The sequence below is a fragment of the Pseudomonas sp. BR20 genome (assembly GCF_050780135.1).
In the GTDB taxonomy this organism is placed as follows: domain Bacteria; phylum Pseudomonadota; class Gammaproteobacteria; order Pseudomonadales; family Pseudomonadaceae; genus Aquipseudomonas.
The window spans coordinates 5,622,737-5,644,628 of the sequence record NZ_CP172012.1 but is presented as its reverse complement, the minus strand read 5'-3'; the positions used below and the strand labels follow the sequence as shown (position 1 = coordinate 5,644,628).

Here is a 21,892-nt window from a genome sequence, read left to right as displayed (position 1 = left end):
CTGGCTAAAGTGATGGCTATCTCCTACAAGGAATACCCCATGAGCCCGGTTGAGCTGATGAATCAGTGGTCGTTTAGTGGTTTCGATTGGCTGGTGATCGGCCTGGGCATCGTCGTGGCCTATATCGTGTTTGGCATCGCGGGATTCGGCACGGCGCTGGTGGCGGGGCCGGTCCTGCTTGTGTTTATGCCACTGTCGAAGATCATCCCGTTGCTGGTGCTGCTGGATTTTGTCGCGGCCTTCGGCGGCCTGCTGCAAACGCGACGGGACGTGAACAAGCCGGAGCTGCTGCGATTGCTGCCGTGCATGGCGATTGGCTGCACCCTGGGTGTGGTGTTTCTGCTCAATTTGCATTCGGATCTGTTGCTGCTGTTGATGGGGCTGTTTATCAGCGCCTATGCGATTTACAGCCTGGCGGTGAAAACCCGGCCCACGCAATTGGCGGCGGGGTGGTCGATCCCGATGGGCACCGTGGGCGGGCTGTTTGGGGCGTTGTTCGGCAGTGGTGGCTTTTTATATGCAATCTATCTGAACAGCCGTTTGCCCAAGGACGCGGCACGCGCCACCCAAAGCGCGTTGATCAGTTGCAGCACGGTGGTGCGCCTGAGCCTGTTCCTGATCGCCGGGGTGTATGCTGATTGGCCGCTGCTGATGTTGGCACTGTGCCTGCTGCCGGCGATGGCCCTGGGGCTCTGGTGTGGGCGCAGGCTGACGATGCGCATGTCCCGTGAGGCCTTCGTCCGGTTGGTGACCTGGCTGGTATTGGCCAGTGGCATTGCATTGATTGGGCGGTACTTGAGCACTTGACCTGATTTCTTCAGGGATTAAGCTGCCGTCCTCCCGGGCGTCATCGCGGGCGAGCCCGGCTCCCACAGTTGAGTGCATTCCAATGTGGGAGCCGGGCTCGCCCGCGATGACGCCAGAAGCCACACCGCAGGACTCCCATGAATTCCCAAAGCATCCTTGTCCCGAAAATCTCCACCTTGCCTGTCCACGAACCCCGCGCCCGGGCGATCGTGCGCTGGCTGGTGCGCAAGAACATCATCAAGGAAGAACTGACCACCTGTGGCCGCACCGGCAACCGCATGGCCTACGCCCTGGCCGATGGCGCCCGCGCCGTGGTGCTGCACCCCGAAGCGCTGCCGTTCAACGAGCCGGTCAATGGCCTGGAGATCATCTACAAGCGCTGCATCTACACCCCGGCCAAGGGCTTTCTCGAAGAAGCCGGCTGCCCGGAATGCCTCAAGGAAGTCGGCGAGGCGTTGTTCGAAAGTCTTGAAGACTGGATGCCCGGCCACACCGACAACTTCACCTGCCCGCTGTGTGGGCATGAAGATGACATCAATGGGTTTCTGTTCTTGCAGGCGTGCGGGTTTTCCAACCTGGGATTCATCTTCAACAACTGGGCGGAGGCGGGGTTCAAGCAGAGCTTTATCGACGAATTCGCCGATTGGCTGGACCAGAAGATCAGTTGGGTCAAAGTCGAGCTGTAGTCCTTCTATCACTATTCCCAAATATGTCAGAGTTTTACATTGAGACCTGGGGGGTGTCTGAGTATAATGGCGCGCTTCCATTTTCCCGCTCGGGAGCCCCCGCGATGCTGCGTATCAGCCAAGAAGCTCTGACATTCGACGACATTCTCCTAGTGCCCGGTTATTCCGAGGTGCTTCCTAACGAAGTCAGTCTCAAGACCCGCCTAACCCGTGGCATCGAGCTGAATATTCCCCTGGTTTCCGCTGCCATGGACACCGTCACTGAAGCCCGTTTGGCAATCGCCATGGCTCAGGAAGGCGGCATCGGCATCATCCACAAGAACATGACCATCGAGCAGCAAGCTGCCGAAGTACGCAAGGTCAAGCGTTACGAAGCCGGTGTGGTGAAAGATCCGATCACCATCGAAGCCGACGCTACCGTGCGTGATCTGTTCGACCTGACCCGCCTGCACAACATCTCCGGCGTTCCGGTACTGTACGATGGCGACCTGGTCGGCATTGTCACTTCCCGTGACGTGCGTTTCGAGAACCGTCTTGAAGTCACTGTCCGCGAAGTGATGACGCCTAAAGAGCGCCTCGTGACTGTCATGGAAGGCGCCGACAAGAACGATGTGCGCGAACTGCTGCACAAGCACCGCATCGAGCGCGTGCTGATCGTCGACGACAAATTCGCCCTCAAGGGCATGATGACCGTCAACGACATCGAGAAAGCCAAGGCTTACCCGCTGGCCAGCAAGGACGATCAAGGTCGTCTGCGCGTCGGCGCTGCGGTCGGTACCGGTAAAGACACCGGTGACCGTGTAGCGGCCCTGGTGGCGGCCGGTGTTGACGTGGTGGTGGTCGACACCGCCCACGGTCACTCCAAAGGCGTGATCGACCGTGTTCGCTGGGTCAAGCAGAACTTCCCTGACGTGCAGGTGATCGGCGGCAACATTGCTACCGGCGCTGCCGCCAAGGCCCTGGCCGAAGCTGGCGCTGATGCGGTCAAGGTCGGTATCGGCCCCGGCTCGATCTGCACCACGCGTATCGTCGCTGGTGTGGGCGTGCCGCAAATCAGCGCCATCGCCAACGTCGCCGCCGCCCTTGAAGGCACCGGCGTGCCTTTGATCGCCGACGGCGGCATCCGTTTCTCCGGTGACCTGTCCAAGGCCATCGTTGCCGGTGCTTCCTGCGTGATGATGGGCTCGATGTTCGCCGGTACTGAAGAAGCGCCGGGCGAGATCGAACTGTTCCAGGGCCGTTCCTACAAGGCTTACCGCGGCATGGGTTCGCTGGGCGCCATGTCCCAGGCACAAGGCTCCTCCGACCGTTACTTCCAGGACTCCTCGGCAGGCGCCGAGAAGCTCGTACCGGAAGGCATCGAAGGCCGTGTGCCGTACAAGGGCACCCTGAGCGCCATCATCCATCAACTGATGGGCGGCCTGCGTTCCTCGATGGGCTACACCGGCAGCGCCGACATCGAAGAGATGCGCACCAAGCCAGAGTTCGTACGGATCACCGGCGCCGGCATGGCTGAATCCCATGTCCACGACGTGCAGATCACCAAGGAAGCGCCAAACTACCGCGTAGGTTGAGGCTTCCAGCAAAACGTTAAGTAACCGGGGCTGTTCTTTCAGCCCCGAGTTGTTTCTGATTCATTAGACGAGACTGACTTCATGGCCCTCGACATTCACGCCCACCGCATCCTGATCCTCGACTTCGGTTCCCAGTACACCCAGCTGATCGCCCGCCGCGTGCGTGAAATCGGCGTGTACTGCGAACTGCACCCGTTCGACATGGATGACGAAGCGATCCGCGAATTCGCACCGAAAGGCGTCATCCTCGCCGGTGGCCCCGAGTCCGTGCACGAAGCCAACAGCCCGCGTTGCCCGCAAGCCGTGTTTGACCTGGGCGTGCCGGTCTTCGGTATCTGCTACGGCATGCAGACCATGGCCGAGCAACTGGGCGGCAAGGTTGAAGGTTCCGAGCTGCGTGAATTCGGTTATGCCCGTGTCGACGTGGTCGGCAAAAGCCGCCTGCTGGACGGCATCGAAGACCACATCGACGCCGACGGCCTGTTCGGCCTCGATGTATGGATGAGCCACGGTGACAAGGTCACCAAGATGCCGGAAGACTTCCACATCCTGGCCAGCACCCCAAGCTGCCCGATCGCCGGCATGTTCAACGATGAGCGCGGCTACTACGGCGTGCAGTTCCACCCGGAAGTGACCCACACCAAGCAAGGCGGGCGCATCCTGTCGCGCTTCATCCTCGACATCTGCGAATGTGAAGCCCTGTGGACCCCATCGAAAATCGCTGAAGACGCCATCGCCAACGTGCGCGCCCAGGTCGGCACCGACAACGTGCTGCTCGGCCTGTCCGGCGGCGTTGACTCCTCCGTGGTCGCGGCACTGTTGCACAAGGCCATCGGCGACCAACTGACCTGCGTTTTCGTCGACAACGGCCTGCTGCGCCTGCACGAAGGCGAGCAAGTGATGGCCATGTTCGCCGAGAACATGGGCGTCAAGGTGATCCGCGCCAACGCCGAAGAGCAGTTCCTGAACAACCTGGCCGGCGAGTCCGACCCGGAGAAGAAGCGCAAGATCATCGGTCGCACTTTCATCGACGTATTCGATGCCCAGTCCAACAAACTGGACAACATCAAGTACCTCGCCCAAGGCACCATCTACCCCGACGTGATCGAGTCGGCCGGCGCCAAGAGCGGCAAGGCCCACGTGATCAAGTCCCACCACAACGTGGGTGGCCTGCCTGAGGAAATGAACCTCAAGCTGGTAGAACCGCTGCGCGAACTGTTCAAGGACGAAGTCCGCCGCCTTGGCCTGGAACTCGGCCTGCCGTACGACATGGTCTACCGCCACCCATTCCCAGGCCCGGGCCTGGGCGTGCGCATCCTTGGTGAAGTGAAGAAGGAATACGCCGACCTGCTGCGTCGTGCCGACCACATCTTCATCGAAGAACTGCGCAAGGCCGACTGGTACCACAAGGTCAGCCAGGCCTTCGTGGTGTTCCAGCCGGTGAAATCGGTTGGCGTGGTCGGCGATGGCCGTCGTTACGCCTGGGTCGTGGCCCTGCGTGCCGTGGAAACCATCGACTTCATGACCGCCCGTTGGGCGCACCTGCCGTACGAACTGCTGGAAACCGTCAGCGGCCGTATCATCAATGAAATCGAAGGTATTTCGCGCGTTACTTATGACGTGTCGAGCAAGCCACCGGCGACGATTGAGTGGGAGTAGGATTGGTCCGCAACTATCTGTTTTAAAAAATTCAGAGTGTTTGCGACTTTTCCACGTCATCAATGGTATTGCCGATATTCAGTTAGTCAGGTGACATCGCCAGACGCTTATTGGTTTTACCATCAGCCTGAAACAACAAAGCCCGCATTAGCGGGCTTTGTTGTTTCAGGCGAACACGTTGATCAGAAGTCGTAACGCACATTCGCGGTGAAGGTGTCGGCGTCGAAACCACTGCTGGTCAGGTAGTTGTACATCCCTCCCACGCTCCACGCGCCCACGCGGTAGTTCGCGCCCAGTCCCAGCTCGTAGCTGTCGCGCGCCGGTGTCGCGCCGGTGGTGGTGAACGGGGTACCGCCGAGCACGAAGGTGGAGGTGGTACCGGCCTTGTCGCCGATGAAATCGTGCCAGGCCATCAGCTTGGCTTCCGGTTCCAGGCTGCCTGCACCTACGTCAAAAGCGGCCGCCAGGCGAGCGCCCAGGCCCATTTCGCCGATTTCATAACGCTGGCTGCCGACGTTGAGGGCGGCTGAGCTGCCTTTTTCACGGTACGAATCAATCGATACGTTGGCATAGCGCGCACCGACCTGTGGTTCCAGCAACCACTGCTTGTCGAGCTGGAATGTGTAGCCTGCCAGTGCGTTGACGCCGAAGATCTCACTGTCGTAGTCGGCCTTGGCGCGGGTGCCGGCGATATAGCGTTTGGACTCGTTGTCGTTCCAGCCATACATCAGCGAGGTGTCGACAAAGAAGTTGTCACGGGCCCAGTTGCCGTACAGGGTCAGTGCATGGCCGCTGACGTCGGTTTTGTTGCCCAGGTCGGATTTGACGTCGCTGGTCAGGTAGCTGTAAGCCAGGCCCACGGTGGTATCGGTGTTGAGTTTGCCGTCGGCACCCACGGCGATGCCATTGGTGTTGGCGTCGTAGCCGTCGATACCGTGGCGGCTGTCTTGGTTGGCATCGCTGGACAGCGCTTGCAGCCATACGCCTTGTTCTGCCAGGACGTCACCGGAGGACAGACCGCTACGCGCTTTGCTGGCACGGCGGTTGATGGCACTTGCGACCAGGTTTTGGCTGTTGGTGGCGGCGTTGATCGCCCCACGGCTGACGTCCGGGGTCAAGGTTTCGGCAAGCTTGGCCAGCTCTTCACTGGTGGCAGCGTTGGCGAAACGCTGGAATACCGGGTCGCTTTCGTCCATCTGGCCCAGGACTGTGTTCTTGAGCGGCGTGATGGCGTTCACCGCGTTGCGCGAACCGCGGGCACCCAGCAGGTCTTGCGTGATCACCTCATCACTGCGGGTGGCAACCAGGGCTTTCACGTCCTGGCCTTCGATGCCGAAGTTCCTTACCTCAAGCAGCGCCGAGGAGGAAACCACGGACAGGTTCTGCGGATCTTCCCACGTGCCAGAATTAATGAGGGTGTAGCGGGTGCCCTGGGTCGACGTGCGGAAGTCGTCGGAGCGAGCCTGCAGTTCGATCTGGCTGCCTGGAGAGAAGAAGGTATTACCGGTGACTTTCAGGATCGGCGTGTTGGGCTGCGTGTTGTTATCCAGCAGCAGGCGCAGGCGCGCAGTGTCGCTGTCCATGTCGAGGTCGCCCAAGATCGTGGTCTGCGGGCGAAGCAGAGTCAGGCGGCCACCGTCGATATCGACGTAACCGGCGCGGATGGTCGAGCCATCGAACATCGCGTCCCCTTGCACCAGCACACCACTCAGGCCCAGCAGGTCACCCTTGACCTGACCACCCTGCCAGTAGAAATACGAAGGGGGGGCATTTTCGTCCGCCAGAATGGCTGCGGTGCCGCCTTCGATCAGGCCACCGGTTTGCCTGATGGAGAGGGTGTCGAAACCGCCGGAGGTGTCGAGGCTGCGAAAGCGGATACCGACCCCGTCAGCGGAGATAGTCCCGCTGTTGTTGATATCACTCTTGAAGGGAGCGCCTGTCATCTGACCCGTAAAGCGTGCCTTCTCGATGTCGATACCCACAGAGTCGATGCCGCGCGCGGTGATAGTGCCCGAGTTATTGATGCGCGCCTGGGTCGAGGTGATCAGCATGCCTTCGGAATTTGCGCCAGTCACAGTGATGTTGCCGTTGTTGTTCACTTCACCTGCGATATTTGCCAGATACAGGTCCAGCCCGAGGGCGGCGTTGCCGCTCACCGTAATGTCGCCATTATTTAACAAGTCGCCACCGACGTTGGAAGTGAGGGTCATGGCGATACCGAACGGGAAGTCAGTAGGGGTCGCAGCCGTCAGGTTGATGTTGCCCTGGTTGATCAGGTTGCCCGCCAGGGTCACATTCATCAGATCTACACCTGCGTTTTGCGACGTCCCGGTGAAGGTGGCGTTATTGAAAACATCACCGGAGCTGCTGTATGCCCCTGTGCTCAGGTCGTGATTCAGGTCGGGTGCGGGTGCGGCATGGACCGTGGCAGTGGTAGCCGCGACGGACAGCGCCAACAACGAGCGGCGCAGGTGGGAAATGTTCAAGGCAGTATCCTTACAAGGCAGAAACTGACAGGGAGTAACCCACGCGTCAGCGTCTGTTTTAGGCATCCCTGCCAGCTTGTCAGTGAAGTGCTGATTCAAGCGCGTGCAAATCTACACGATGCTTGTAGGACAATTCATCATAAAAAGAACCAATGGCGAAAAAAAAGCTAAAAAATGCGACGTTACAGACGTTTTTTGAGGATTTTTTCGATTATTCAGCAATAAGCGGAACTTTAGGGGTGTCGTTGCGGTCGCGCCCGGATCGGTCACTAGGGGGGGATAGTATGTGGATGTTTTTAAACGGACCTGCCCGCCCTGAATTTCAGGATTCTAATGTGCCAACGGTGTTTTAACCCATCGGCTCCATATCGCTTCCCACCCCCGATCATGGCTCACTCCTGGTACATGGACACATCGAGAGAGAGGCGAGCCAAGTGCCTGTTGGTACCTATCAGCTAATCCACCTGGAGTAATCAGGTCTGCTTCTCCGATGAGATGACGCTGGGGTAATAAGGCGAGTCGATTACGATAGTCCAGCGGATCCAGTGAACCGTCGAGTGGCGACAGTCCTTTCATCTTCGCCCACAGACGTGGACTGAGATTGCCAGCAAGGGTTTGCACCTGGGTAACATCATTGCGCTGCGCCGCTAACAATAATGCGAGAGCGGCTCCTCCCGAATACCCCACCAGTTCGAACTCTCTATTGCCATATCGCTGTTTTAATTGGTCCAGCGCCTGGCTGAGGCGGGTGACCACTTCCTGAGAGAATCGTCGATTGGTCCAGAGTGCTGATTGACAGGCTGCGGTCATGATGAACTGGCAGGGGCGTGCCAGGTACGCATTCGGTGTCGGATCATCGACCGCCAGCCGTGGCACTAACAGATTGTGCGGGCTCGGATCCAGGCTGGGTTGAGTGGCCGTCGCCCAGGAATGGCCATCGCCTTCCAGGTAGACACGCAGTCGAGTCATCTTGTCTGCAGTGCGCGGCGCAAGTATGACGAGGGGGAAGGCGTGTCCCGGCAGGACCTCCAATTGTCGGCCGTGCTCTTCAGCCAGTTGTTGCAGTGCCTCCCGTGGCGATTGGCAGGCGATGAGAAGCGCACTGATCATCACCATGCAGGCTTTATAGAAGCCGGCCAATGTCCGACGACAGGGAAAGTGTCTACTCATCATGTGTCATAACACAGCTTGGCAATGGAGGCGTCGGTAGGTTGTTTATCAGTATGCTGACTCGCAAATTGTTTTTGGGTAGAAAGTTTCGAAGCAAGAGCTGTCGTTTTCAATGAACGGCAAAGGCTGGCATAGGTATTAGAGAAACTGTGATCGAATCAAATCCGTATCGAACGGTGTTATCCCTTGATCAGGTGCAAACACCGCCTGTGCCTGCTGCGGTGAGGTCACTCGTTCTCCCCGTGCTCGAACATGTAAATCGAACAGAGTCTCAAGATCCGGCCTTGGTGTATGTACCAAAGCTCGCAGCATCAACGATACGCCACTGAGGTTGTTCTGGACGTTGTTCCACCGAGGAACTGAAGTGAGCCCCAGATCGGCCCAAATCATGCGTCGTTCCTGCAAGTCCATCACGAAAGGCAGGCAGATCCCTGTGTTGGATGCGATATCGATACGGTCGAATACGGAGCGCGGCTCGAATACTTCACCCGACGCCACGTCGACGCGGGCCATCCAGCCGGCGAAGCATTCTGGAAGATCACAGTACGGTTGCTGGGTGAATGAGTTGATAGAGGTGACGATATAGCGCACACCCTTCTCCACAAGGACATCGAGGTCTAGGTCGATGAACTCCGAAGCCCCTTCGGGCGCGTCTACGATGTCGCCACTGTGGTAGCCGCCGAAACCCTTCAAGTTGTAGTACGCGACCGTTTGTTTGAACACGAAGTTGGCGTCGAAAAATGCTGCGGACAAGTCGATGTCCGTGCGTTCACGGCCGTTCTTCCACCACAGGAACAGGCGAATGAAACGTGTGTCAGGCATGGGCAAGCGACTGCCTCGCACCAGCGTACGTAGCGACTTCGATGAGGCACGCTGTGCCAGCGGCACTCTGTATTCGCGTAATGCTGGATCGATGAAACAGCGGCCTAGTGGTGGTAGCGACGCAAAACGCGTTACAAGTGCGCCCTCGCAGATTCTGGCTGCACGAGTCAGTACGTCGTGAGCGAGAGGTTCGCGTCGATCCTTGATGCCATAGATTTTGGCGAATGCACCTTTCGGTGTGAAGGCTCGCAGGGGGAGGGGGCGCGGCGCACGTACCTGGGCCAGCAGCTGCAGCAGGACGGGTGACGACACCTGTGTCGCTACCGCCTCGAACGCATCAAGAACCGATTCTGGTTCAGTGGCACGCCGCAGGGTCGCGTCCAGCCGTCGTGCGAATTCACCAGGATGGCCCTGTAGGATGGGCGTAAGCGTGGCGATGTGACGCTGGGCAAGTAATGTTTCGACACGTGATCCAAATGAGTCAGGCGCTTCGTTGCGACGTGCTGCCGTGATGGCGGCCAGCGCTCGTGGGTACTTATCGGCGTAGTCGCCTGGATGAAGTACTTCAGCCAGGCGTTTCCATCGCTCAGCATGCCGCATCACGTCTTCTGCAGCGTTGGGTATGTGGTCGAGCAGGCGCAACAGCAGGCGGCGCATTGAGCGCTTCATCGCGGTGAAACGTGTCGACGCTGTCGTCAGTGACACGTCTCCCCCCGTCAGCGCGACCGCGAGTCGCAGCACGTCAGTCGCCGTTTCGACGTTTCGCTCCAGGAATGCGTCCACCCGAGCATCGCCGGCTACATGCAGGATAAGTGCGCCGCCAACCTGCGCACGGATCTCCCGGAACGGGACGGTCTCAGGCAGCAGACGGAACACATCGCTTTTGTAGTTTCGGATAAACCAGACGACGTCGGCAGTTTCCTCTTCAGAGAGCGAGGTGCGCGATGAAACCAGCGGTTCGAGCAGTGACTCGAACTCAGAGATGCTTCCCGGTTCGATAACGCGGGATATGAAGTTGCCTTCAAGCATCGCAGGTCGAGGGTGATCAGTCGGAGGTAAACGCCGAAGCGTGAGGTAGTGCCTGACGGCGTTAAGGTACAACTCCGCTTCTGATGCCGTCAGAACCTGTTCTGGAAAGTCAGGATAAAACGGCCTGTGGTGTACATGAGCGCCAGTTTCCCGCCGAAGGACTCCGACAATTTCGCGCAGCCAGTACTTGAGCTCTGTCGCTGACAACAGGCCGATTTGTTCAATCAAAGGCTCTGACAGTACGCATCGGAACGCCGTGACTTCACGAACAGCCGACGCGACCTGAGCGCGCGTGGCACCGCCAGTGCCCATCGGGACGTGAACTTTGCTACGGCGACGCAGGAACAGCGCCTGATTCATGCTTGATTTTCTCCCTGGGCCGCTGTCTTGGACGAGCTGCAGCATTGTTCTACAACTGATGTAAAAACGCCTGCAAGAAGCAGGCGCGGTGTGGAGAGCGAAACCCCTAGGTCATCAGAGGTTAGAAGGAAGGTGTTCCATAGCCACGGGGGGCATTCTACGTAAGGTTGAATCTGTTTGTCAGGTCGCTGCGTAGCTCAACGTAACAAGCTGCTTCGCCAGCTTTATCAAGCTGGAAGCCGGCTTTGCAGACTCATGCCCATATTGGTAAGGGCGCTGGACAGCTTTTCCAGCGTGGGGAACCCTATGTCATGCACGCCTGCCCAGGCCGGTCGGTCGATGTAAAAGCTGCCATCGGCCAGCCGATGGATGGGTGTCGCAACGATGCCCTTGTCTCTGCTGTGATGCCGCAAGGTGTAGTTGCCCTGGTTCTCGTCGATCAAGTACATGCCTTTGCGAAACAGTAGTCGCTGCTGTTGCTCCAGCGTCCTGAGCACTGGCGGCGCTTCCACTTGTACTCGCAGGTCGGCATGCAAGGTGTCGAAGCTATCCCCGACGCTTTCATGGGAGGGGGCATTGTCGCGATCAATGTCGATGCCGGGATCAAGGCGCACGTCGTTACCTTGGCCGGGAAGCACCTCTTCGATACGCAGCCCGATGCCACCTTCCAGTTCACTGACACCCGCGAAGCCATTGAAGGTGTTGATGTTTCTCGCGTTGGTCAGGACCAGCCATTTGCCGCCGCCGTTCAAGGTTCTGTCGGCCTGGATAAGGGTGTGCGCGAGGTAATTGCTCGTCACTTGCTCGGTAAGATCGGCGATGGGGTTGGGGTATTTGTAATGGGCTGCGCAGTCGATAGCCTGCACGCGTATGCCGTTGGCCCTGGCGGTCTTGACCAGTTCCAGTTCGTTGAATTGCCCGGATGGATCGGTGCCCAGCTTGCCAAGGTAGCTTTCCAGGTCGTCGGACATCTCGCCGGTCTGGAAATAGTGGTTCAGATCATCCTGTGCGAAGTCGTTGAGCAGGCGACGCATATACAGGGTTTTCACGCCCTTGCGCGCAAAGAGCGGCATGTTGTGGATCACCAGGCGGGTGCTGGTGATGCGGTCCAGGGTTTCGCCGATGACGTAGCCCGGTAGGTCTTCGGGCAGGCGTTCGAGGACGTCTTCGAAGGCCGTTGTCGGTTCAAACGCGGGAATGTCCGGACGAGGTGGCAGGCGGGTCCAGGACAGTTCCTTGTAGAAGTCCTGCGCCGATTGCAGCAGTTTGCGGTGCGTTTCGCCGAAGTAGTAGGTGAAGCGGTCAATGCGGCCGAAGCGGCTGTGAACATGGGTTTCAGTGAGGCCCATTGCCCAGCGTTTCACTTCCGGGCGGGTTGATGGCGGGGTATCGAAGGGGGTGGTCACCCTGCGCAGTGCGTGAGATGGCGTGGCCATCGCTTGCGGCGGTGGTGGGACTCGCGAGGGGGCCGGCCTGCGGGCGCTTTTGCTGGAGTTTCCCCCGCCGCCTTTCAAGCCGTTGCTGTCGGTCACACGCTCCCATTCGTTGAACTCGTTCAGGCGCACCGGCAGCGCGCCGGAAAAGCCATGGGGGTTGTTCGGGTCGACAATCGTCCAATAACCACGGCCGTTGGGGTTGGCTTCGTAGCGCACGTAATAGGCTTGATCATTCATCAGGATGGCTTGCTGTGGCATGCCGTCGGAAGTCCGCAGGCTATAGACCTGCTGGAACTTTCCGGGGGCGGTATCCAGGTGTTCTCCTTCCAGTATCAGGTTGGTCTGGTAGGCGGCGGGTACCGCCGGCGCAGGTATCGGCGCTGCGCTGGTGGGCTCTGTGGCTGGCATTGACCCAATGGGCTCCACCGCGACGGTGTCGGCCGCTTCGGCGATATCGGGCACGACCCCGTCGGCTTTCAACAGTGCGAGGTTAAACAGTGTGTCGATGGCACTCAGAATCGCACCCAGCTCCCCGGCACGGCGTTCGGCCAGGGTTTTGCCGTTGATGGCCTGGTCGATATTCAGGCCCAGATTGGCCACGCTGGCGCCTACCACCAAGGCCACCGGCCAGCCCGCCACCGCCATCGGGCCGAAGGTTTTGCCAAAGGCGTTCAGGTAGCCGATCCAGAGTTTCTTGCGCAGGTCGCCATTGCTGCGCAGGGAGAAGTCTGCATCGTTGTGCATGCGTGCCTGGCTCGATTGTGCCAGCCACGTAAAGGCGTCGTGTTCGATGGTTTGGTCGGTTTGATTGATCAGGTGGTGATCCCAGGTGCCCCAGTCGATAAACAGCTGGTCGAGTTGGTGGCCCAGGCCCTTGTCCACCCAGTCCGGCGGCAGGGTACCCGCCAGGGCCTGGGCGGTGCGATAGATCAGCACGGGGGTGAGCAGCATCTGCTTCCAGGTTACGGCGTCGGTGTCGTCCTGCTGGATCTGCGCCGACAGCGGGAAGTGAGCCATGAAGCGGGCGCGGTTATCCGGGTGGCTGGTCTGGTTCAGCAGCCAGAAATGCAGGTCGGCCGGGGTCTCGAAGCAGTGGAAGGCCTGAGACTCGCCCGGTACATAAAGGATTTGCCGTCCATCGCCGTCGACGATGCGCAGGATATCCGTGGCGATATGTCCGCCGATATCCAGCGCCGCCACGCGCAGCCCGCTGGCTGAAGTGACCTTGGCTTGCAGGTTGGACAGGGTTGGGGGCCAGGACAGATTGCTGGCTAGGGCCTGAAGCACTGTGTGCAACTGCGACTCGGTGAGATGCCCGGCCTGTCGCGCTTGCAGGGCCTGGGCCAGGCAGTTGACCTTGGCCAGGGTGCGGAAGTCGTCGAAGTGAACGCTCCAGAATGTCTCCATGTGTGTGGTGTAGCGGTCGCTGAAATTGATCGCCCAGAAGTCCTTGAGCACCGCGCTGGCGGACAACTGCACTTGGTTATGCTGATCGAACAACCGCGCCTCGGCACCCTCGCGATAAAAACCACCATCACCGTCGAGCAGGTCGGCATTGTCCTGGTCATGCACCTCGAAACGGTGAATGACCAACTGCGTCAGCGTCATCGACGCCTGGGGTTTTTCGTTGTGGCTCCAGCCCGTAAAGGTTGCCGGGTCACCGACACCACCGTTGAAACGGTGCCAGTACACCTGATCGGGATCCAGGCCCTCCAGGCCGTGCCTGGCGAGAATTTCACGGGCGGCCTCAATGGCCATCGTCTGCATATTCGGGCAGGCATCCAGCACCACCGGGGCCAGGGCGCGAAGTTTTTGCTGGGCTGCGGGGGATGTGTCGGTCAGCGGCATGCTGCTCTCCTTAAGGGGGAAGAGCCGAGCATGCCAAGCCGCTTAGAGGGGCGGTGGGTAGATAGTTAGCGCCTGGCGATATCCGAGAAGTAAAACTTATCCAACGTATGCCGTGACTCGGTGTACTCGAACTGCCGCCCATCCTGCAAAAACGTCTGGTTGCTCACCACGATCACATGGCTTTGGCCATCGAGGTCCAGATGGGTCTGGTCATCCTTGCTGCGGGGCAGGGCTTCGATGGTGCGCTGGGCGTAGCTGATCTGCAGTTGCAGGGTCTGTTCGATGAAGGCGTAGATCGACTGTTCGGCAATCGCCTGGTCCAGGCCGGGGATCAGGTCGGCGACGAAGTGGTTGATGTCGAGGATCACCCGTTTGCCGCCGATGCGCCGTACCCGTTTGATGCGTGTGATGAGGCTGCCGGGTTCGGCCTCGATGTGTTGCAACAGCGGGCCTTCCAGTGGCAACTGGGTGAATTCGACCACTTCGGTGCGTACGTCATCGCCCAGGTCGGCGTGGGTTTCGTGGAAGCTGACGATGCCGCCGAGTTGGAACTCAATCGGGTTGGGCGAGAGCACGAAGGTGCCCTTGCCGTGGATCTTTTGCGCAAACCCACGTTCCTGCAACTGCTCGATGGCCCGACGCACGGTGCCTCGGCTGGCCTGGTAGCTGTCCATCAATTCGGTTTCGGAGGGCAGGCGCGTGCCGCGTTGCAGGCGTTCGGTGGTGATGCTGGCAAGCAGATCGGTATAGATCTGGTTGTATTTGCTCATGGATAGGGCTCTGTGCCGCGTTGGCGTTCAAGGCAGGAACCTTAGAGGCAGAGAGGGGCTTTGTCCATTAGACCCTTGGATTTGTGCGGCTTGCAGCGGCGGGATGTCCTGCACGGAATAAACAAATCCAAACTCGTACAGACGAGTTGTTGCTTTAACTCGTCTGTACGAGTACTTTTGGCTTCGGCGTGCTGCCAATGACTGCCCCCAATAAAAAAAATCAAAGTGGAAACCAAGCATGAGCCACGACTATTCGAACATTGCCCGCGAGATCCTCGAACACCTCGGGGGCAGCGACAACCTTGAGCAAGCTGCCCACTGCGTGACCCGCCTGCGCCTGGCGCTCAAGGATCCGAGCCTGGTCAACAACAGCGCGTTGAACCAGGTCGATCTGGTCAAGGGCTCATTCTTCACCGGCGGTTTGTTCCAGGTGGTGATCGGCCCCGGCGAAGTGGAAAAGGTCTACGCCGCCCTGCGCGAACAGACCGGCCTCGCCGCCGCCACCGTCGCCGATGTGAAGAAGAAGGGCGCCGACAAGACCAATGCCATGCAGCGCCTGGTGCGGGTGTTCTCCGATGTGTTCATGCCTATCCTGCCCGCGCTGATCATTGCTGGCCTGCTGATGGGCATCAACAACCTGATGGGCGCCAAGGGCATGTTCATCGAGGGCCAGACGCTGCTGGAGGCGTATCCGAACCTGGATGGCCTGTGGAGCCTGATCAACCTGATGGCCAACACCTCGTTTGTGTTCCTGCCAGCGTTGGTGGGCTGGTCGGCGGCCAAGCGTTTTGGCGGCAGTGAAATTCTCGGCATTGTGCTCGGCCTGATGCTGGTGCATCCCGATCTGCTCAACGCCTGGAACTACGGCAAGGCGGTCGCCGGGCTCGACGGCCAGAGCCTGCCGTACTTCGATATTTTCGGCTGGTTCAAGATCGAGAAAGTCGGCTACCAGGGGCAGATCCTGCCGATCCTGATGGCGGCGTATGTGATGAGCGTCATCGAGAAATGGCTGCGCGCTCGCGTGCCCAACGCCATTCAATTGCTGGTCGTGCCGATCACTACCATCGTCGTCACCGGCGTGCTGGCGTTGGCGATCATCGGCCCGGTGACCCGTCACCTCGGCATCCTGATCACCGAAGGCGTGGTCACCCTGTTTGACCTGGCGCCGATGGTTGGCGGCGCGATTTTCGGCCTGCTGTACGCACCGCTGGTGATCACCGGCATGCACCACATGTTCCTCGCCGTGGACCTGCAACTGATCTCCACCCAGGGCGGCACGTTTATCTGGCCGATGATCGTCATGTCCAACCTGGCCCAGGGCAGCGCCGCGCTCGCGGTGTTCTACACCACCCGCAATGCGCGGGATAAAAGCATGGCCTCGACCTCAGCGATTTCCGCTTACTTCGGCATCACCGAACCGGCGATGTTCGGGGTGAACCTGCGCTTCAAGTTTCCGTTTTATGCGGCCCTGGTGGGCTCGGCGCTGGGCAGCATTTTCCTGTCGCTGAACAAGGTGCAGGCCTCGGCCATTGGGGTGGGGGGCTTGCCTGGGTTTATTTCGATCGTGCCGCAATCCATCTCGATGTTTGTGATCGGGATGGTCATCGCGATTGTCGTGCCGTTTGTACTGACCTGTGCGTTGAGCATGAAGATTGTTCGGCCCGGTTATCGCGTTGCCTGATCTACCGCTATCGGGGGCAAGTCGAACCGTCGCACCATTAATTGAAGGAACCCACCATGCAAGACTGGCAACACTCGGTGATCTACCAGATCTACCCCAAAAGCTTCCACAGCCACGCGGGTAACGCCACCGGTGACCTGCTGGGTATCGTGGACAAACTCGACTACCTCAAGTGGCTGGGCGTGGATTGCCTGTGGATCACGCCGTTCCTGCGCTCGCCGCAACGGGACAACGGCTACGACATCAGCGACTACTACGCCATCGACCCCAGCTACGGGACCATGGCCGACTGCGACCTGCTGATCAGCGAAGCGGCCAAGCGCGGCATCAAGCTGATGCTCGACATTGTGGTCAACCACACGTCCATCGAGCATGAGTGGTTCCAGCAGGCGCGCAGCAGCCTCGACAACCCCTACCGCGACTTCTACATCTGGCGCGACCAGCCCAACAACTGGGAATCCAAGTTCGGTGGTTCGGCCTGGGAATACGAGGCGCAAACCGGCCAGTACTTCCTGCACCTGTTCGACCACACCCAGGCCGACCTCAATTGGGACAACCCCCAGGTGCGTGCCGAAGTGTTCAAGCTGATGCGCTTCTGGCGTGACAAGGGCGTGGGCGGTTTCCGCCTGGACGTGATCAACCTGATCTCCAAGCCCGCCGATTTCCCCGAAGACAACAGCGACGGCCGCCGCTTCTACACCGACGGCCCGAACGTGCATGAATACCTGCAGGAGATGCACCGCGAAGTCTTTGAAGGCCATGACCTGATCAACGTCGGCGAGATGTCGTCCACCAGCCTGGAGCATTGCATTCGCTACTCGCGGCCGGAGTCGAAAGAACTGTCGATGACCTTCAACTTTCATCACCTGAAAGTTGATTACCCGAACCTGCAAAAGTGGGTGAAGGCCGACTTCGACTTCCTGCAACTCAAGCAGATTTTTTCCGACTGGCAACTGGGTATGCAAGCCGGTGGCGGCTGGAATGCGCTGTTCTGGTGTAACCACGATCAGCCCCGGGTGGTCTCGCGGTTTGGTGACGACGGTGAGTACCGCGTGGTCTCGGCCAAGATGCTCGCCACCGCGTTGCACTTCCTCCAGGGCACGCCGTTTGTGTATCAGGGCGAAGAGCTGGGCATGACCAATCCGGGCTTCGCCAGCATCGATCAGTACCGCGATGTGGAGACCCTGAACATCTTCCGCCTCAAGCGCGATGCCGGTGAATCCGAAGCGGCGAGCATGGCGGCGATCATGCAGAAGTCGCGCGACAACGGCCGCACGCCGATGCAGTGGAACGCGCAACCCAATGCGGGCTTCAGCACCGGTGAGCCGTGGATCGGCATCCCGGCGAATGCCGCGCAGATCAACGTTGAACACCAACTCGATGATCCCGACTCCGTGCTGCATCACTACCGCGCGCTGATCGCCTTGCGTCGTCACGAACCGCTGATTCAAGCGGGCGTTTACCGCCAACTGCTGCAAGACCATCTGCAGGTCTGGGCGTACCTGCGTGAAGGCCACGGCGAGCGCTTGCTGGTGCTGAATAATTTCTACCGCCAGCCCTGTGAGATCCAACTGCCTGACGACGTGATCGGCGCGGCGACCGAGCAACGCCTGCTGATCAGCAACTACCCCGACTGCCCGCAACGCACGGCCACGGTCGTCTTGCGTCCCTACGAATCGTTCGTGCTGTATCTGAAGGACTAAACCCCGGGCGCAGGGTGCTTCAAAAAAACATAATAAAAATATCGGAGTGCTTCATGAAAACAACAATAAAGCTGGGCCTCGTTGCCTCCTGCCTGAGCCTGCCATTCGGTGCGCAGGCCCTGGAATTTGCCGGTTACCTGCGCAGCGGCGCGGGGACTTCAACGGGCAGTGGCAAGCAGCAATGTTTCCAACTGCCGGGGGCGCAAACCAAATACCGACTGGGCAACGAATGCGAGCAGTACGCCGAACTGGAACTGCGTCAGGACCTGCTGACCCTCGACGATGGCTCAGTGCTCAGCGTCGACGCCATGGCATCCCTCTACAACAAATACGACCGCGCCCTTAAATTCCAGGGCGAAGACAACGGCTCGGCGCGCATGCCGCAGATGTATGCGCAGTGGTCGAACCTGCCGGCCCTCAATGGCGGTTCGCTGTGGGCCGGTCGGCGCTACTACAAACGCAATGACATCCATATTTCCGACTTCTACTACTGGAACCAGAGCGCCACCGGTGGCGGTATTGAGGACGTGCTGATCGGCGACCTGAAATACAGCTACGCGCTCTCGCGCAAGGACAACCTGTACCAGAAGGAATACGCCACCCGTCACGACTTCAACGTGGCGGGCTTCAAGACCAATCCCGGTGGCGAGCTGGAGCTGGGCTTGAGCTACATCGAAAAGGCCGGCGGGCGCGACACCAACAGCGGATGGGCGCTCACCGCGCAGCATGTGCAAAAACCCTTTCTGGGCGGCAAGAACAAATTCGCCCTGCAGTACGGCGAAGGTCCCGGCACCGGCCTGGGCTACACCGGCAATACCTTCCTGGATAACAGCAGCAAAAGTTATCGCGCCGTGGAGTTCTTCGACTGGCAAGTGACCCCGCGCTTTGGTGGGCAGATCGAAGCGGTGTACCAGAAGGATATTCGCCCCGGCAGCCAGGACCAGACCTGGATGTCCATCGGCGTGCGCCCTGCGTATGCGATCAGCGAACAATTCAAACTGGTCACCGAACTCGGGCACGATCAGGTCGATGCCACGGGCGGCACGCGCAAACTGAGCAAATTTACCTTCGCCCCGACCTGGTCGCCCAAGGGGCCGGATTTCTGGGCGCGGCCGGAAGTGCGTTTGTACTACACCTATGCGACCTGGAACGAAGCGGCCAAGCGTGCAGCGAATGAACTGGCGGCGGGCTCGGCGTTGTCCGACACCGGCGCCTATGGCACCGCGCGGCATGGGTCGAACGTTGGCGTGCAGGTTGAATACTGGTGGAAATAAGTCATCCGTGGGATAGGCATCCACCCAAGGATTTTTACAGAACAAAACAGCAGGTGACGTCATGACCGCAACTCAACCCCTGGAATTGCTCGCGCCTTTATCCGGCGTGCTGCTGGCACTGGACCAGGTGCCTGACCCGGTGTTCGCCAGCCGCATGATTGGCGACGGCCTGTGCATCGATCCCACTTCGCAGACCCTGTGTGCGCCGCTGGCCGGGGTGATCAGTAATATCCAGGACAGTGGGCATGCGGTCAGCGTCACCGACGACAACGGCGTGCAGGTGCTGATGCATATCGGCCTGGACACCGTGAGCCTGGCGGGCAAGGGCTTCACCCGCCTGGTCGAGGAAGGCCAGCGGGTGGAGGCCGGGCAAGCACTGATTGAATTCGATGCCGACTACGTGGCGCTCAACGCGCGCAGTTTGCTGACCTTGATGCTGGTGGTCAGCGGCGAGCCGTTCACGCCGTTGGCAAGCGGCCTGGTGGAACGGGGCCAACCGGTGTTGCAGGTAGCGCCCGGCAACCGGGTAGAGGAGGCCGATGAGGAGGGGGGCGATGCACGCTTCTCCAAGCCGTTGACCTTGCCCAACGCCAATGGCTTGCACGCGCGCCCGGCAGCGGTATTTGCCCAGGCGGCGAAAGGTTTTAACGCGAGCATTTACCTGCACAAGCAAACCCAGAGTGCCAACGCCAAGTCGCTGGTGGCGATCATGGCGCTGCAAACCGTACAGGGCGATACCTTGCAAGTCAGCGCAGCCGGGGAGGATGCCGAGGCAGCAATCAATGCGCTGGTTGCGCTGTTGGCTGAAGGCTGCGGCGAGGCCATTGCGGCGCCGGCTGCACAGCTTGAAGCGCGCGGGCCCGTATCGTCGTCTACGCTGCTGCGAGGCGTTTGCGCATCGCCGGGGTCGGCGTTTGGTCAAGTGGTTCAGGTCGCTGAGCCCGAGCTGAAGGTGACTGAACAGGGGGCGGGAGAAACCCTCGAACGCGCTGCGTTGGCGCGTGGCCTGTTGGCTGCAAACGAAGCGCTGCAAGCCCTGCACACCCAGGCGGCAGGCAGTGCCCAGGCGGACATCTTCCGCGCCCATCAGGAATTGCTCGAAGACCCGACGCTGCTGGAACAAGCCCACGGCTTGCTGGCCGAAGGCAAGAGCGCCGCGTTTGCCTGGAACAGCGCCACGGTCGCCACGGCCCAACTGTTCCAGGGCCTGGGCAATGCCCTGTTGGCCGAACGTGCGGCGGACCTGGCGGATGTCGGTCAGCGCGTGCTGAAACTGATCCTCGGTATTCAAGACCGCGCCTGGGACCTGCCCGACCGCGCGATCCTGGTCGCCGAACAACTGACGCCTTCGCAAACCGCCAGCCTCGATACCCAAAAGGTGCTGGGGTTTGTCACCGTCGGCGGCGGGGCAACCAGTCATGTCGCGATCCTGGCGCGTGCCCTTGGCCTGCCTGCCATGTGTGGGGTCGGGCCTGAAGTGCTGGCGCTGGCCAACGGCAAACAGGTCCTGCTCGACGCCGACAAGGGCGAGTTGCACCTGGACCCCAACCTGGCCGAGATCGAACAATTGGAGGCTGCGCGCCAACAGCAAATGCTGCGACGCCAGCGTGACGTGGCGCAGGCCTCCGTGCCTGCGATTACCCGTGACGGCCATCACGTCGAGGTGACCGCCAACGTCGCGTCGTTGCAGGAGGTGGAACAATCCCTGGACCTGGGGGGCGAAGGCGTCGGCCTGCTGCGGTCGGAGTTCCTGTACCTGGATCGCAATCGCGCGCCAAGCGTGGATGAGCAGGCCGCAACCTACAGCGCCATCGCCCGTGCCCTGGGCACCGAGCGCAATCTGGTGGTGCGCACCCTGGATGTCGGCGGCGATAAACCGCTGGCGTATGTGCCGATGGACAGTGAAACCAACCCGTTCCTGGGCCTGCGCGGTATACGCCTTTGCCTGGAGCGCCCGGAGCTGTTGCGTGAACAGTTGCGCGCGATCCTTGCGAGTGCCGGGCTGGCACGCCTGCATATCATGTTGCCGATGGTCAGCCTGCTGTCGGAGCTGCATCTGGCGCGCAAGATTCTGGAAGAAGAAGCCCAGGCCCTCGGGGTCAGCGAGTTGCCCAAACTGGGCATCATGATCGAGGTGCCGTCGGCGGCCTTGATGGCGGATGTGTTTGCGCCCCATGTGGATTTCTTCTCCATCGGCACCAACGACCTGACCCAATACACCCTGGCCATGGACCGCGATCACCCGCGCCTGGCCAGCCAGGCCGATAGCTTTCACCCGGCGGTGCTGCGCCTGATCGCCACCACCGTCACGGCCGCCCATGCCCATGGCAAGTGGGTGGGCGTATGCGGTGCACTGGCCTCCGAAGCGCTGGCGGTGCCGGTGTTGCTCGGGTTGGGGGTGGATGAGCTGTCGGTCAGTGTGCCGCTGATCCCCACCATCAAGGCCACCGTGCGCGAGCTGGACCTGGCCGACTGCCAGACCATCGCCCGTCAGGTACTGGGCCTGGAAGAAGCTGCCCAGGTGCGCGAGGCCTTGCGCCTGTACCACGCGGCCACCGTTGAAACCTCACCTGTCGTGGAGCACTGA

General features: G+C 60.1%; 13 protein-coding genes. 8 read left to right on the top strand and 5 right to left on the bottom strand.

The annotated features are described in order from the left end of the window. Positions 1-39 precede the first annotated feature (39 nt). From ACHPFG_RS26005 to guaA, 4 genes are all read left to right on the top strand, one after another. Positions 40-807 (top strand): TSUP family transporter, encoded by a 768-nt coding sequence (locus ACHPFG_RS26005; protein WP_131697982.1) that lies wholly within the window; start codon positions 40-42, stop codon positions 805-807. Positions 808-944: 137 nt separating this feature from the next. Further along, positions 945-1,493: a sugar ABC transporter ATPase gene (locus ACHPFG_RS26000; RefSeq protein ID WP_065924854.1), complete on the top strand. Its 549-nt coding sequence runs from the start codon at positions 945-947 to the stop codon at positions 1,491-1,493. Positions 1,494-1,597: 104 nt separating this feature from the next. Beyond that, on the top strand, positions 1,598-3,067 hold the full coding sequence (guaB, locus tag ACHPFG_RS25995) for an IMP dehydrogenase (protein ID WP_431700803.1): 1,470 nt from the start codon (positions 1,598-1,600) through the stop codon (positions 3,065-3,067). Between the two features lie 81 nt (positions 3,068-3,148). Beyond that, positions 3,149-4,726, top strand: coding sequence for a glutamine-hydrolyzing GMP synthase (gene guaA, locus ACHPFG_RS25990; protein WP_053257860.1), 1,578 nt, complete (start codon positions 3,149-3,151; stop codon positions 4,724-4,726). Positions 4,727-4,908: 182 nt separating this feature from the next. Here guaA and ACHPFG_RS25985 read toward each other — a convergent pair whose 3' ends face one another. The 5 genes from ACHPFG_RS25985 to treR form a co-directional block, all read right to left on the bottom strand. Next, positions 4,909-7,212: an autotransporter outer membrane beta-barrel domain-containing protein gene (locus tag ACHPFG_RS25985; RefSeq protein WP_431700802.1), complete on the bottom strand. Its 2,304-nt coding sequence runs from the start codon at positions 7,210-7,212 to the stop codon at positions 4,909-4,911. 330 nt (positions 7,213-7,542) lie between these two features. After that, the gene (locus ACHPFG_RS25980; protein ID WP_431703524.1) at positions 7,543-8,322 is read right to left on the bottom strand and encodes an alpha/beta hydrolase; all 780 of its coding nucleotides are present in this window, start codon (positions 8,320-8,322) and stop codon (positions 7,543-7,545) included. A 198-nt stretch (positions 8,323-8,520) separates the two neighbouring features. Then, positions 8,521-10,593 (bottom strand): TerD family protein, encoded by a 2,073-nt coding sequence (locus tag ACHPFG_RS25975; RefSeq protein WP_145338393.1) that lies wholly within the window; start codon positions 10,591-10,593, stop codon positions 8,521-8,523. A 227-nt stretch (positions 10,594-10,820) separates the two neighbouring features. Continuing rightward, positions 10,821-13,877: a membrane-targeted effector domain-containing toxin gene (locus tag ACHPFG_RS25970; RefSeq protein WP_431700801.1), complete on the bottom strand. Its 3,057-nt coding sequence runs from the start codon at positions 13,875-13,877 to the stop codon at positions 10,821-10,823. A gap of 65 nt (positions 13,878-13,942) precedes the next feature. Next, positions 13,943-14,647 (bottom strand): trehalose operon repressor, encoded by a 705-nt coding sequence (gene treR, locus ACHPFG_RS25965; RefSeq protein ID WP_131697972.1) that lies wholly within the window; start codon positions 14,645-14,647, stop codon positions 13,943-13,945. A 238-nt stretch (positions 14,648-14,885) separates the two neighbouring features. On the opposite strand from treR, the gene treP reads away from it, so the two are divergent. The 4 genes from treP to ptsP all read left to right on the top strand — a co-directional run bounded on the left by treP (position 14,886) and on the right by ptsP (position 21,892). Further along, positions 14,886-16,328, top strand: coding sequence for a PTS system trehalose-specific EIIBC component (gene treP, locus ACHPFG_RS25960; RefSeq protein WP_431700800.1), 1,443 nt, complete (start codon positions 14,886-14,888; stop codon positions 16,326-16,328). Between the two features lie 56 nt (positions 16,329-16,384). Beyond that, entirely contained in the window at positions 16,385-18,031 is a 1,647-nt protein-coding gene (gene treC, locus ACHPFG_RS25955; RefSeq protein WP_431700799.1) for an alpha,alpha-phosphotrehalase, read from the top strand. 53 nt (positions 18,032-18,084) lie between these two features. After that, positions 18,085-19,305: a maltoporin gene (locus ACHPFG_RS25950; protein WP_145338396.1), complete on the top strand. Its 1,221-nt coding sequence runs from the start codon at positions 18,085-18,087 to the stop codon at positions 19,303-19,305. Between the two features lie 61 nt (positions 19,306-19,366). After that, on the top strand, positions 19,367-21,892 hold the full coding sequence (gene ptsP / locus ACHPFG_RS25945) for a phosphoenolpyruvate--protein phosphotransferase (RefSeq protein WP_431700798.1): 2,526 nt from the start codon (positions 19,367-19,369) through the stop codon (positions 21,890-21,892).